The sequence below is a fragment of the Cognataquiflexum aquatile genome, assembly GCF_003316845.1.
Classification (GTDB): Bacteria; Bacteroidota; Bacteroidia; order Cytophagales; family Cyclobacteriaceae; genus Cognataquiflexum; species Cognataquiflexum aquatile.
Window position 1 is genome coordinate 1 of sequence record NZ_QMIK01000010.1, and the last position, 14,063, is coordinate 14,063.

The window sequence follows — 14,063 nt, forward strand, 5'->3', positions numbered from 1 at the left end:
TACTCCTCAACTTGCCGCCCGACTTGCATGTATTAGGCCTGCCGCTAGCGTTCATCCTGAGCCAGGATCAAACTCTCCATTGTATAGTTTTTTTTTCAGCATCACTGCTGATTCGTTTCCTAGCCCTATTGTTTCCATTTATATATAATACAAATGGTATTTTGTGTTATTTCTCCAGTACTTCAATGAACTTTTACTGCCCTTTTTAGCAGTAGTGTAAGACCCTTGTCTTGAAAGCGAGTGCAAATATCGGGATATAAATTTGAACTTGCAAAAATCTAATCAAAAAAAGAATAAATTTATTTTTTAACTAATTGTTGGTTATGCATTTATACACCTTATAAAAACCTCTTTAGGTTGATCTTCGGCGTAATCGGATTGCAAACTTAGCAGACTGAATGAATATTACCAAACTGTGATGTTAAAAAAACTGCATATGTAACCTAAGTATCTGTATACAAGAAGAATGTTTTTACTTTGGTGCCTTATATAAAGGTACCGTACTGCAAGGTTCTCCATACATAATTGATTTTGCGTAGGGTTGGATTATGGACTGAATTCTCCCATAAGCATATAATGGCACTGGGTATTTACTACATCCCTTGATGACGACAGGTCTATTTTCATAGTCCCGAGGATTGACTTGTGAGATTGCTTTTTCAAAGAGATATTGTTCCAAGTCATCCATTCCTCCAATCACAAATTCAACCCCAGCTTTTGATAGATAAGTTCCTACCAACATAAATGCCCAATTTGGCACAATGGCATCTGCTGAACAGAATATAGCCACCAATTTTCCTTTATATTGATCCCAATCTATTTTATTCAGATCTGCCCTAAATTCTTTTTCCCTCAAAACCAATTCCTGAAAGAGAAACTCTTTGAGGTCGAAACCGACTCTTTCTTCCAGTCTGTAAAAAGTCTCAAGGTCTATGGTAATGATAGGGCTCGACGCAACCCTGTTTACTATTTCGCTCATATTAGAAGTGGGTTCTTTTTTGAGGCTAAAACTCGAAATTCTTTTAAGTAGTTCGGCTCAAAATAGGCAATGTCTTCAAATGCCTTATCAAGGTACTTTTGGTAAGCCAATTGACCTACTGAATCTGCGGAATTTGAGTTGGAAAGGTAAACTGCGTTAACATGATCAAGTACACCTTTCAGCTTTTCTAATCCATCTCCAAGAAAAAAAACTTTTCCTCTTTCCAAATACTTAAAAAAAGGATTTACATCTATTTCAAGAGGGTGCGATGATTCAATCATTTTCCCCATAGTCCCAAACACACTGGTGTAAACCTCCATTCTTCTTGCATCCAACAACGGAATCACAAAATCATTTTCCCCGCATAATCCAAAAGCCTGAGAAGCCAATGCTCTCAATGTATCTACCGCAATCAACGGTAAATCATGTCCAAAGGCCAAGCCCTTTGCTACTGACACGCCAATGCGTAAACCTGTATAAGAACCGGGGCCTGATGAAATTGCTACAGCCGCAAGATCAGACGTTTTCAGACCTGACTCCTTAAACATTCCCTCAATCAAAAGCATCAACTGTCTGGCATGCGCATTTTCCTGGTCTTGTTCAGATAACATCAACAACTTTCCTTCCCTATGCAATGCAACCGAAGAAATGGAAGTAGCAGACTCAATGGAAAGAATTAATGCCATATTTTGGTCTTTCTATTTTGCTGAGGCTGTTAAAACCCTATTGATTTCAACAGGACTGGAAAGGATACCCAAGGCGGTTTTGACATCGTCATCATTTACAAGAGAAGCTTCAATTATTCCCTGTTGAAAATAGTATCGAGAGACCAATTCTTCTCTCAACGCTTCTTTAATTTCAAATTTGAAGGTGACTAAGTCCTGCTCTTTGTTATGGCTTACTTTTTTCTTAAGGTCATCAATCGTCGGCTTGATATCATCAAAAAATTTCTCCTTCAAGGCGTATTTTTCCAGATCTTCAAGTGTTTTTTCTACATAGGTGGTGTAATCGTAATCTTTACCTTCCAAAGAAGCTACAAAGTCAGCATAGATTTCATCCGTCACCACAAAATCCCTGGGATTGGCAATCATTTCATTTTCTAAGAAAAACTTGTTGCCATATTCGAAAACAAGGTTCCTCGCCACCAAACTGTATGTAATAGGCGCATATGACTTGGTTTCTGTTTTCTCATCAGGTTCGATACCCGCTCCATCAAGTACAATTCGGCCGTTTTTTGTTCTAAATTCTTTCCTGAGAGAATCGGGAATTGAAATGGAATTCCCATTCTCATCCCTGTTTTCTTGGCTGTAATCAATGGCTTGGATACATCTCCCACTTGGGATATAGTACTTCGCTGTTGTAATTTTTACTTGGGAGTTGTAGGAAAGGGGGACAGTAGTCTGCACCAAGCCTTTGCCAAAGGTCCTTCTTCCGACCAAAACCGCCCTGTCATAATCCTGAAGAGCTCCGGCCACTATTTCTGCTGCTGAGGCACTTCTTTCATTGATCAAAACAACCATCGGAATATCCTTGTCAACTGGAGGTTTGGTGGTTTTATAAACAGAGTTTACATTTTCAAGTTTACCAATTGTCCTTACCACTTCTTTTCCTTTGGGGATAAATAGATTGACGATATCCACCGCTTCTTTCAAAATTCCTCCGGGATTGTCTCTAACGTCCAAAACAAGGCGGGTAATTCCTTGGGATTTCAGATCAACCAGTGCATTTCTGACATCCGAAGCAGCATTGGTAGTGAAATCCGAAAGTTTGATATACCCTGTTTGGTCATCGAGCTTGCCATAAAACGGAACGTTACTGATGACGATTTTCTTTCTAGTCAAATTCACTGAAATGGTATCAGTGCCTCTTTTTACCTGAACAAAGACATTGGTATTGGCAGGACCTTTCAATAATTTAGAAATATCAGAAGTAAGACTATTGACAACATCTACAGTATCCACTTTCAAAATCTCATCGCCGATCCTTAATCCTGCAAATTGTGCAGGAAAACCTTTATAAGGCATCAAAATCATGTTTGACCCGGTCCTGTTTCCGATCAATGCACCTACACCGGCATATTCTCCGGTAGTCATCAGTCTAAAATCATCTGAGTTCTCTTCTGGAATGAATTCAGTATATGGGTCCAACTCTTCGAGCATAGCGTTGATTCCGATTGTTACCAACTCCTCCGCATTGATTTCATCGACATAATAGGAATCCAATTCCCTGATCAGGGATGCGAAAATGTCCAGGTTTTTTGCAATGGCAAATAACTTGTCATTTTTGTCAACAAAAGAAAACAGCAGACCCGCTGTCAAAATTGCTGAAAGAATGAGGATGATCGGTTTTTTGAAGTTTTTGTTCATGGATTGTCTTTGGCGGAATGTGGCTTTTCCTTAATAGTGGTAAGAATTTTTTTGATTTTGGTCTCGATGACCTGAAATGTAACAATTTCTGAAGAAACGTAAATAAGGCCGATTATTTTTTTACCCTCAGCCATTTCCCCAAGAATTTGCTTGTTAAGTCTGTAGGCCTCTCTCATCCTACGTTTGATCAGGTTCCTATCGACAGCCTTTTTGAGCTTCTTCTTTGAAACGGAAAACAATACCTGATTAGTTTCTGGAATATCAAAATTGATTTCCAAAACCATTACCTTAAAGGGATATAAAAAAAAAGAGGAACCTTTGTCAAAAAGTTCCTTTATTAACTTTTTAGAATGCAATCTTTCATTCTTGTGAAGTCCGGAATTCATTGCATTTTGATTTACGTATTAAACATACGAAACTAAATGCTCAAAATTACTTCTTCAAAGTCTTTTCAGAAGATACTGTAAGTTTGTGTCTTCCTTTTGCTCTTCTGGATTTCAATACTCTCCTACCGTTAGCAGTGGACATTCTAAGTTTGAATCCATGCTTGTTTCTTCTTTTTCTTCGAGAAGGCTGAAATGTTCTTTTCATGACGCTATCTATTTAATATTTTGTGCTTTGCTTGTTGAATTCCTGAAGGTTTCCCTTTAAAGGACTGCAAAGATAGATAACCTTTTTTTATTTACAAACCGTAGATTTACTTTTGTTTTGAAACCAAAGAATTTGGCCAATGCATTATTCGATTTTGAGGAAATCACTCACTTCCCAATTTATACAAATCCAACTGGAAATTTCCTGCCACGAAAAGGAAACAATCAGTCTCCAATTGCCATCCTGGAGGCCCGGAAGGTATGAGTTGGCCAACTATGCGCAAAAAATAAGGGCTTTTGAAGTACGTGCTAACGGATCGGAAATTGCTTGGAAAAAATCGGACAAAGACCTTTGGGAATTTACGGCTACCGAGTCCGGACAATATTTCATCAATTATGAGTTTTATTGTAATCAAATGGACGCCGGTGGTTGTTGGTCTGATGACCAACAATTGTATCTCAACTTCAGTAATTTCACTTTTGAAATTTTGCCGAGGAAAAATGAAGAAATAAGCATTTCCATTGAATTACCAAGTGATTATAAAGTTGCAACTGCACTTAAAAAAACGGGGATAAATAAATGGGAATCTGCGTCTTTTCAACATTTGATGGACAGTACTTTATTGGCTAGTGCAGAATTGAAACATTTTTCCTATTCCTTAAATAGTTCGACATTTCATATTTGGGTTCAGGGGGAAATTCATTTTCAAATTGAAAACCTGATTGCTGTATTTCATTCCTTTTCTGAAAAGCAAATCGAAGATTTTGGAGAATTCCCGGCTGAAGATTACCATTTTATTTTTCAGCTGTTGCCATATACGCATTATCACGGTGTCGAACACGCCTATTCTACAGTCATTACCTTTGGACCCGCCCACGCATTATCAGAAAAATCCGAATTAGATGAACTCATTGGGGTAAGTTCCCATGAACTCTACCACTTTTGGAATGTCTGCCGGATAAGGCCAAAAGGCATTCTTCCCTATGATCTTTCAAAGGAAGTGTATTTGGAGGAAGGCTTGGTCATGGAAGGAGTCACTACCTATATGGGAGATTATTATTTGCTTAAATCAGGATATTTGAAATTGGAAGAATACCTCCTGATTCTCCAAAAACAGATTCAACGTGAGTTTGATAGCTTCGGATGGCAAAATCAATCCATTGTTGAATCAAGTTTTGACCTGTGGCTAGATGGCTATAAAGGTGGAATCCCTGAAAAGAAAGTCAGTATATACAACCGCGGCGCTTTACTTTCACTTTGTATGGATCTGATGTTGCGGAAGTCAGGCTCTTCGCTTGCCAAAGTAATGAAAGATATGTGGGAGAAATTCGGAAAAACTCAGATCGGTTATGGACTTGGGGATTTTGAAAAATTGGTGGTGTCTCATACAAAAGAAAAAGAATCGATGACAGACTTCTTCCGGGATTTTGTTTGGGGTAAAAACGACTTGCTTCCCTTTTTGAAATCCTTGTTGACTATTATAAAAATCGAACTCCTAGAAAATTTCGAAAACAATGACCTGCTTCATTTCTTTGGAATCCGAAAAGAAGAATCGGGCATCATCACCCAACTTCATCCGAATGCTGAGGCATACAACATTCTTATGAAAAATGACCGGATTCTGGATCCTGATTCTATTATTACAAGCGGTAATCAAGTCCATCTCAAAATTGAAAGGTTAGGAAGAACCATTCCTATTATACTCCCAAAGTGTCAGAAAATGTATTTCCCAAAATTCATACTGCAGACAAATGGAGACCACAGATCGAGTCTCCATGGACTTATTGGGGCATGACGGTCTTTATGGATTGAGTAAGCATTTTTTTTTCGCTCATGTTTTGGACTTCCATTTGGTGAATTTTCCAAAAAAAATGAAATGGAAAAAAAGATAGGTCAGTAAAAAAAAGGGCTTCCATAAATATGGAAGCCCTTTTGTATATTTACGCCGTTCTGGATTTATTTGAAATCTTCGTCAGAAAGCACTTGGTTGAATTTCAAAGAAATCATCTTTGCTTCAAGGGTAACGGGCAGCATTGGATTTTTGATTGCAAGCTTGGTAGGGACTTTTACGCCTTCGATCTCCGTATAATCCAAGTAGGAAATTTCACCTGTAGCATCCGAACTTGTTCTCAATTTCAACCCTGAAGAAACTGAATAATACTCTACTGTCTTCATCCCGTTTGGTGCAGTAATGATCAATTTGTAGGCATCTTCTTCATCGATTTTTTCAGTTCCCTGTGCTTCCAAAACATACCCTAAATCTATGTAGTGCATCTCAGGAAATACATAAGTCTGGGCTTTCAACACGGATACCATTTCCTCAGTGAGTTCCTGTTCCTGTCCCATACCTGACATTTTTCCTTTTCCGTTGGCAAGTACTGTTTTTTGGGCAACATTACCCATTACAGATGTTTCCTGTAGCATCCTTCCGTTTTCCTGGTCGGAAATCCCGCGGATAACAATGGCATTTCCTTGAAAATCAGCTTCCATCACTAAGACTGAATTCTTGATTTTCGATACGTTGGCTTTTCCTCCGACCGCTTTGATATAATTATCAATGATAGTTGTGGGATCGTTTTCAACAAGGTTGGTGGCTGCCAATACTGCTTTATCAGCCATATATGCTTTGGCATTGGATCCTGTCAAAATAATCCCCAATGCGAGTGCTGCAACAAATATTTTTTTCATTATTTATGATTTTAATTTTTGAAATTTAAACAAAAAAAAGAGGGACTCAATCCCTCTTTTTACTTTATTTCATATCGTCTTCCGAGATTGAAACATTGAATTCGATTTTTTCAATTTTGGTTTCCAAAGGCATTGGAATCATCGGAGATTTCAACAACATCATCATTGGATATTTTACACCATCTACTTCTTCGTAACCACTGTAAAACATGTCGCCGGCCTCGGCACTTTCTGTTTTGATTTTCAGACCTGTCTCCACACTATAATAGTTGATCTGCTTGGAACCGGTTGGGTTTGAGACGATGATTTTGTAAGCATTCTCCCCTTCTACATCTTTGATTCCTTCCAAAACCATTGAATAACCTAATTCTTCGTAATGCAATTCAGGGAAAATATACATACTCATTTTGGCAGCTTCATACTGTTCGTCTGTCAATTGGTTGGATTGTCCCATGGCAGAGACCGAACCTTTTCCATCCTTGATTACTGTATTGGAAGCCACATTTCCCATCATCATCACTTTTTGGGAAAATGCTCCCTTAGGCTCATCATAGACGGCTACAAAATTCAGTTTCATTCCCTGAATTTCTGCAACAGATTCCATTTTGGAGGTCTTGATGGCCCTCGCATTGCTTTCGCCGCCTATTGCTGAAAGGTAGTTTTTAATGACTTGATCAGCTGTCATTTCGGAGTTCATCACTATCTGCTTTTCAGGCTCCGCCATATTGGTGAATCTTTTCACTTCACCAAAAGCGAGCAGGCTTTTCTCAATCGCAGCACCGTTTCCGACTACAGTAATGTACATGTTGTCAGGCTTCAGGAATTTCTTGGCTGCTGCATTGATATCAGCGACAGTCATTGCATTCAATTTTTGAAGGTAAGTGGCATAGAAATCTTGCGGGAGCTTATATCTCTCGGTGTTGATAGCAAAATTGGCAATGGTTGAAGGGCTTTCCAATGACCTCCCAAAAGAGCCACTTAGGTTTGCTTTGGCATTGATTAATTCCTCTTCTGTGATGCCATTGTCTCTCAAATTTCTGATCTCATAGATAATCTCGGTGATGGCTGAGTCTGTTGCAGTTTGCTTAACGCTTGCATTTGCCGAAAAACTTGTGATCAGCTTATCTGCACCGATTGAGGAATAAGCGCCATAGGTATACCCTTTTTTCTCCCTCAGGTTCATGAACAGTCTTGAAGAAGAACCACCTCCAAGTATATAATTCAACATCCTTGAAGCCAAATAGTCAGGGTTGCTGAGGTTCATTTCCAAAGGATAAGTGACATCTACCACAGATTGAACGGAGGCTGATCTGTCCACCAATGCTACGGTGTTCTTTGCCGGAGAGGTTGGTTTGTCATAGGAATGGGTCGGAACGGTGCCTTTTTGCCATTTGCTAAAATACTTCTTGACCAAAGCTTCAGCTTCTTTTTTGTTGATATCCCCGACGATGGCCAGGTAAGCGATGTTTGGCTTGAAATAAATGCCATAATAGGATTTGATATCCTCAACGGTGATATTTTTGACAGTAGCCTCAGTTTCAGATTCTCCATAAGGATGGCTTGCTCCAAAATTTAATGTTGATGTCAGCCTTCCCGAAATGGCGTTTGGATCATCCTTGCTTGCTGCCAACCCTGAAATCATTTGCTTTTTCAGCTTATCAAGTTCCTCTTGCGGAAATACAGGATTGTAAAGTACATCTGTCATCAACTCGAGAACCTTCTCTTGATGCTTTTTCAAGGAAGCGGCATAGATTGAACTAGCACTTGCTTCCAAAGAAGCTCCAATAAAATCAATCTCCTCATCCAGTTGGTCTTTGGTCCTGGTGGCGGTTCCACCGGTCATCATCTGACCTACCATGCTGAGCATACCTGCCTTGTCTCCTTCAAATATCGGATCTCTCTCCAAAACCAAAGAAAATGCTACTCTTGGCAATTTTCGGTTTTCGACAACAAATACCTTGAGTCCGTTTGGTAGGGTAAAAGAATCAGCATTTCCAAGTTTGATTTCTCGCGCCGGACCGGGTTCAGGATAGGTACTCCTGTCAATCTGTGCAAAGCCCGTCTGAACGACAAAGGCCAATAGAATATATAGGATTAAATTTTTCATGTTTTTGATATTGATGGATAAAAGTGACTGGGATTAAATCTTCTATCAATTTTTGTTTTCCTTAATTGAAGCTCCTGCCGGAGATTCAGGGACTTGGGCTGATTTTGGCAGGTAGTACAATACCACCCTTCCGTCTAAAGAAAGGTACTGATTGGCCACTCTCTTCAAGTCCTCGGGCGTCACTTTAGAGTAATACTCCATTTCTTGGTTGATATAATCTGTTTTTCCATAAAACACTTTAGATTCAGCCAAATTTTGGGCAATTCCTTCCATCGAACTGTTTTTTGTTACCAGGTTATTCTCAATGATATTTTTCAATTTTTGAAAATCCTTATCGGAGATACCTTCTTTTTGAACTTTGGCTAAGATTAGATCCATCTCTGTTTCCAAAGCCTTGGGATCTACACCCATATTGGCAATACCATACATCAAAAACACTCCGCCATCTTCGAGGTCCAAAGGAATGGCAGCAACACCAAGGGCTTTTTGCTGTTTGTCGACAAGTTCTTTGGTCATCAGAGAAGAATTACCTCCAGCCAAGTAGGTCGAAAGCATAGAGAGGGCGTATGAATCCGGATGGTTTTTTGGCGGAAGGTTGTAAGATTGAATCACAGCCGGGATCTGGATATTGTCATAAATGACATCTCGGGTTTCTGTGGTTTTTTTAGGTTCAATAATATTAGGTCGATAAAATTCTGATGGTCCTGACGGGATTTCTCCAAAATAATCCCTGACCCATTTTTCTGCCTGTCCGTAATCAATGTCTCCTGCAATTGTCAAAGTGGAATTTCTAGGGACATAATAAGCCTCATGAAAAGCCATAAATTCTTCCAATTTGGCAGAATCTAAGTGGGCCATAGAACCAATCACCGGTGACATGTAAGGATGCTTAACAAATGATCTTTTCATCGTCTCAGGAAGGATTGTTCCGTAGGGACGGTTATCGTAAGATTGTCTTTTTTCTTCCTTGATCACTTCCCTTTGAGTGTCCACCCCGATTTGGTCTATCTTTGGATGAAGCATCCTCTCTGATTCCATGTAAAGTGCAGTTTCCAATTGATTGGAAGGAACAATCTCGTAGTAATAAGTCATATCGTTTGAGGTAAAGGCATTGAGCGTTCCTCCGATAGATTGGATTTTGTTCATGTATTCTCCTCTGCCGATGTTTTCTGTTCCTTCAAACAGGAGGTGCTCAAAAAAGTGTGCGAATCCTGTTCTGTCAGGATTTTCATTTTTTGACCCAACATGATACAAAACAGATACCGCGACGATCGGCGTGCTGTTATCCTGATGCATAATCACATTCAACCCATTGTCCAAGGTAAATTCCTTGAAATCGATTTTGTTTTGGGCTATTGCTGAAAGTGTCAAAAAGACTCCCATAAACAGCATAAAGGTAAACTTTCTCATATACTCGGATTTAGTTTTTGGTTCATGTAAGTTTTACTTTTTTAAATCAATTTTGTTTATCAAAAATGGATAAAAGAATAAAATTGGATACCGGTGAGGAAATTGTTAAGTTATATCTGCGAAAAATATAACAAAGCCAATAACTGAACAAATCTATAACTAATTATTTTCAGCTAAATCCCGGAATCCGTAAATCATATGTTGGAATCAAGGAGTTAGCCTGCCGAGTATTTCCTTAGCTTCATGCCATTTCAACCTTGGCCCAAACTGACTGACGATTTTGGAACTTGCCATAGATGCTAATTTTCCACTCGAAGCATAGCTGTGACCATTGGTAATACCATACATAAATGCTCCGGCAAACATATCTCCTGCCCCATTGCTGTCGATGGCCACGGTCCTGTAAGGCTCAATGTCTATAAAGGTGTCCCCATCCCAAATCATCGCGCCGTTTTTTCCCTGGGTGATTACAAAATGCTTTGCTGCCTTTTTCAATTCCTCCCTGGCTTCTGCAAGGGTATCTTTAGCAGTAAACAACATTGCCTCTTCTTCATTGGCAAATAACAAGTCAACACTTGGTCCGATGACATCATCAAATCCGGACTTGAAATACTTCACCATAGCCGGATCCGAAAATGTCAGTGCTACTTTTGTGCCAGCGGCTTCTGCAATTTTCTTTGCATTTACCATGGCTTCTTTCCCGTTAGGAGAAGTCACAAGATACCCTTCTATAAATAAGTATTTGGAATCTTTGATGGCCCATTCATTCAGGTCTTGGACTGAAAAATTCTGGGTGATTCCCAAAAATGTATTCATCGTCCTTTCGGAGTCTTCGGTGACCATGACGAGACATTTGCCTGTAATTCCGTCCTCAGGGACTTTTCCTTCCAAGCTGTTGTCCACTCCGGAGTTTTTCAAATCCTCTAGATAAAAATGTCCAAGTTGGTCATTGGCGACTTTACAACAATAGAAAGCCTTTCCCCCAAATTGGCTTACTGCAATGACGGAGTTTGCAGCCGAACCTCCGCATTGTTTTTTCGCTTCTTCTGTATTGATGACTTGCATCAGGGAGTTTTGACGGTCTTCGTCCACCAAGGTCATCAGGCCTTTTTCAACATGGTTGTCTAAGAAAAACTGGTCAGAAACCCTGAATTCTATATCTACAAGGGCATTACCGATGCCCGTTACATCGTACTTTTTCATGTATTTTGTTTTTATCAATTAGATGTTTTGTTCAGTAAATAAATCCCCCTACTTGGAAGACCATCCGGTCATTCAAAAATTTTATGCCTCTCAAAAGGTATGGATCTGTCAAACAGATATCTGTAGGTATGATGGGTTTTGTATATTTCTGCATTGAGCTGCTCGCAGACACGCATCATTTTAGGATTAAAATCTCCGATCCAATTCATTTCGATGGTTTTGTAGGGAAAAGAATCATGGCGGGCAAATATTTCATTATATGCCATAATCATGGCGCTGTCTACACCTTTTCCCTGAAACTCCGGCACAACACCAAAGACCAAACCCAACATTTTATTGGGTGGATGAAAGGTTTTATACCAAAGGAATTTGAGTTTGCCAATCAGATCCAACTTCCCGTTTACATATTTGAATATTTGGTTGATCTCGGGAATATTAATAAAAAATGAAACAGGTTCCCCTTTATAAAAACCAAAGTATAGCAACCTTGGGTCACGTATCGGTTTTAATTTAGCAAACATCAATTGGGTCTCCCTGATGGTAAGGCTTTTTCCCATATGCTTTGCCCAAGCCCTGTTATACACTTCCATAAAATATTGCGGAGCTTTTTCGGAAAGCTCTTTTCCTTTCATATATCGAAATGAAAAATCAGGATCAGCCAAGACTTTGTTGGCTCTTTCCACCATTTTTGCGTCAAAGTTCCCACCCTGAACAGGCCGCATGTAGGTGTATTGCCTGAAATACAGCTGAAAACCATAATCTTCGAAGAATTTCTGATAATAGTGAAAGTTCCAAGGCATGTTGTAATTGGGAGGGGAAAAACCCTTCACCAATAAGCCCCACCATTTATCCCTTTCACCAAAATTGACCGGTCCATCCATGGCTTCGACCCCTTCTTTCTGGAGCCAGGATTTTGCTGTGTCAAATAACAGGAAAGCAACTTTGCTATCATCTATGGACTCAAAGAAGCCGACTCCGCCTGTAGGTTGTTTTTCTTTCCATTTGGGATGGATAAAAGCTGCAATCCTTCCAACAGATTTTCCTTTTTGATCCTGTACCAACCAACGCTTGGCCTTTCCTCCTTGCTTAAACAGCTTATTTGTTTCGGGCTCAAACAAACCCTGTATGTCTTTATCTAGAGGCCTAATCCAGTTTTCCTCATTTTTATATAGCCTCACGGCCATTTCCAAAAATTCTTTTTCAAGTGCTGGACTGTTGACTTCCAGAATTTTCATAGTCGTGATTTTAATTAAGCGAATAAAAATAGGGAGATAATTTTAAAGTAGGAAAGGGTCTTTTCTTACTTATATCCCAACAGGGTCAAAAGAGGACATCAGAATACTTTTTCTCCTTTATTTACCCAGATACTCCACGCTCGGTTGTAGGTATGAATTCTGTTTGTTGTCTTTTCGTCTTTGTAAACCGGCTGCTCTTCATTCATCCAATGAAAAATCCCTCCATAAAGGTTGTATACCTTCTTGTATCCTGCGGATTTGAGTTTTTTCCCTATATCCTGACTTCTTGCACCGACAGAACAGTAAACCACTATTGGCTGGTCTTTTGGGATATCCCTGACGCTTTCCATTGAAAAAGTATCAAAACCAACCCATCTCGCTCCTTTGATATGGCTCACTTCATACTCTTCTTTTTCTCTGGTGTCGAGTAAAACAGACTTGCCAAGAATTTCATCTTGGTCTAAATACACCAAAGGAAAATCCTTTTCATATATCCCGCTTAGCATGGTTTTATAAGCCAAACTTTGGCTGAAAGTAGGTGATTGTATCAAAAATACCAGGAGGAAAATAAAAGGAATACGGATTAGCATGAATTTGGGCTTATTAATGAACATAATTCGAATTGTTCATGGGGGTTCAATCTTCCAAACAAAAAATAATCAGAAATGATTGTTTGGCCCCACAAAAAATCAATTTTTCAATTTGAATTGGTCCGTTGGATTATTTTTTACTGAGAAAAAGGAATTTCAGCCATAGAAGTCAGACAGCCTAGCCAGTCCCCTTTTATCAAGAACAAGGATTTTCTTTCCTTCAAAATCAATCAGTTCGTCCTTTTTGAATTCCGAAAGAAGTCTGATTACTGTTTCTGTAGCTGTTCCAACCAACCCTGCTATTTCCTCCCTTGTCAGGACGATGTCAATCTTCTCTCCTTCTTTTCCGTCGATCCCATAAGTTTCACTGAGTTTTAGCAAAGTAAATGCAAGCCTTTCCCTGATTGATTTTTGGGTAGCATCGGTGAGTTTGTCTTCCATGATACCGAGGTCATGGCAAAGTGCTTTAGTAACCCTTCTGTGGAACTCAGTGTCTTCGGACAGCACTTTCAGGAAAGACTCTCTTGGAACAAAACATATTTTGGCATCTTCCACGATGGTAGCTGAATTGGAATATGATTCTTCACCCAAGAGGGAAGCATATCCTAAAAAATCACCTTTTTTGGCAAGTCTGATAATCTGCTCTTTTCCATTGGACGCAGTTTTGAAAACCTTTACCACTCCATCATTGATGCAGAAAACTCCAAGAGGCTTGGTTCCTTCATAAAACAATATCTGACCCTTTTTATGGGTAATAAAATTTTTGTGATCAGATAAATGGCATAAATGGGGCTCAGTGAGATTAGAAAAGAGTGAAAATTTCCTACTCATGCAAAGCTCACATGGAGTGCTTTTTTCTATAGTTTTCATATCAAAAGGTTAATACCGCTGAAC

The 14,063-nt window shown here is 39.3% G+C and carries 13 protein-coding genes and 1 rRNA gene; 1 reads left to right on the forward strand and 13 read right to left on the reverse strand.

The window, feature by feature from the left end; all coding sequences use genetic code 11:
• The 6 genes from DQW11_RS21285 to rpmH form a co-directional block, all read right to left on the reverse strand.
• Positions 1-83 (reverse strand): 16S ribosomal RNA (locus DQW11_RS21285); the annotation flags it as partial.
• A 389-nt stretch (positions 84-472) separates the two neighbouring features.
• Positions 473-979 (reverse strand): DUF2480 family protein, encoded by a 507-nt coding sequence (locus DQW11_RS21290; protein ID WP_113926159.1) that lies wholly within the window; start codon positions 977-979, stop codon positions 473-475.
• Positions 976-1,665, reverse strand: coding sequence for a tRNA (adenosine(37)-N6)-threonylcarbamoyltransferase complex dimerization subunit type 1 TsaB (gene tsaB / locus DQW11_RS21295; protein WP_113926160.1), 690 nt, complete (start codon positions 1,663-1,665; stop codon positions 976-978). The genes DQW11_RS21290 and tsaB overlap by 4 nt, the downstream gene beginning before the upstream one ends.
• 12 nt (positions 1,666-1,677) lie before the next feature.
• The gene (locus DQW11_RS21300; RefSeq protein WP_113926161.1) at positions 1,678-3,345 is read right to left on the reverse strand and encodes a S41 family peptidase; all 1,668 of its coding nucleotides are present in this window, start codon (positions 3,343-3,345) and stop codon (positions 1,678-1,680) included.
• Positions 3,342-3,731 (reverse strand): ribonuclease P protein component, encoded by a 390-nt coding sequence (rnpA, locus tag DQW11_RS21305; protein WP_113926162.1) that lies wholly within the window; start codon positions 3,729-3,731, stop codon positions 3,342-3,344. Before rnpA ends, DQW11_RS21300 begins: the two co-directional genes overlap by 4 nt.
• Before the next feature lie 46 nt (positions 3,732-3,777).
• Positions 3,778-3,936 (reverse strand): 50S ribosomal protein L34, encoded by a 159-nt coding sequence (gene rpmH, locus DQW11_RS21310; RefSeq protein WP_113926163.1) that lies wholly within the window; start codon positions 3,934-3,936, stop codon positions 3,778-3,780.
• Positions 3,937-4,075: 139 nt separating this feature from the next.
• Between rpmH and DQW11_RS21315 the strand changes: the two genes are divergently transcribed.
• Entirely contained in the window at positions 4,076-5,731 is a 1,656-nt protein-coding gene (locus tag DQW11_RS21315) for a M61 family metallopeptidase (protein WP_113926164.1), read from the forward strand.
• A 161-nt stretch (positions 5,732-5,892) separates the two neighbouring features.
• Here DQW11_RS21315 and DQW11_RS21320 read toward each other — a convergent pair whose 3' ends face one another.
• The 7 genes from DQW11_RS21320 to DQW11_RS21350 all read right to left on the reverse strand — a co-directional run bounded on the left by DQW11_RS21320 (position 5,893) and on the right by DQW11_RS21350 (position 14,039).
• Entirely contained in the window at positions 5,893-6,624 is a 732-nt protein-coding gene (locus tag DQW11_RS21320) for a LolA-like protein (RefSeq protein ID WP_113926165.1), read from the reverse strand.
• Positions 6,625-6,688: 64 nt separating this feature from the next.
• The gene (locus DQW11_RS21325) at positions 6,689-8,731 is read right to left on the reverse strand and encodes a M16 family metallopeptidase (protein ID WP_113926166.1); all 2,043 of its coding nucleotides are present in this window, start codon (positions 8,729-8,731) and stop codon (positions 6,689-6,691) included.
• Between the two features lie 45 nt (positions 8,732-8,776).
• Positions 8,777-10,141 (reverse strand): M16 family metallopeptidase, encoded by a 1,365-nt coding sequence (locus DQW11_RS21330; RefSeq protein WP_113926167.1) that lies wholly within the window; start codon positions 10,139-10,141, stop codon positions 8,777-8,779.
• Positions 10,142-10,348: 207 nt separating this feature from the next.
• The gene (locus DQW11_RS21335) at positions 10,349-11,344 is read right to left on the reverse strand and encodes an adenosine kinase (RefSeq protein ID WP_113926168.1); all 996 of its coding nucleotides are present in this window, start codon (positions 11,342-11,344) and stop codon (positions 10,349-10,351) included.
• A gap of 68 nt (positions 11,345-11,412) precedes the next feature.
• Positions 11,413-12,579 (reverse strand): hypothetical protein, encoded by a 1,167-nt coding sequence (locus tag DQW11_RS21340; protein WP_113926169.1) that lies wholly within the window; start codon positions 12,577-12,579, stop codon positions 11,413-11,415.
• 98 nt (positions 12,580-12,677) lie between these two features.
• Positions 12,678-13,169 (reverse strand): rhodanese-like domain-containing protein, encoded by a 492-nt coding sequence (locus DQW11_RS21345; RefSeq protein WP_113926258.1) that lies wholly within the window; start codon positions 13,167-13,169, stop codon positions 12,678-12,680.
• A gap of 156 nt (positions 13,170-13,325) precedes the next feature.
• A complete protein-coding gene (locus tag DQW11_RS21350) occupies positions 13,326-14,039 on the reverse strand; it encodes a Crp/Fnr family transcriptional regulator (protein ID WP_113926170.1) in 714 nt (237 codons plus the stop codon).
• Between the last annotated feature and the right edge of the window lie 24 nt (positions 14,040-14,063).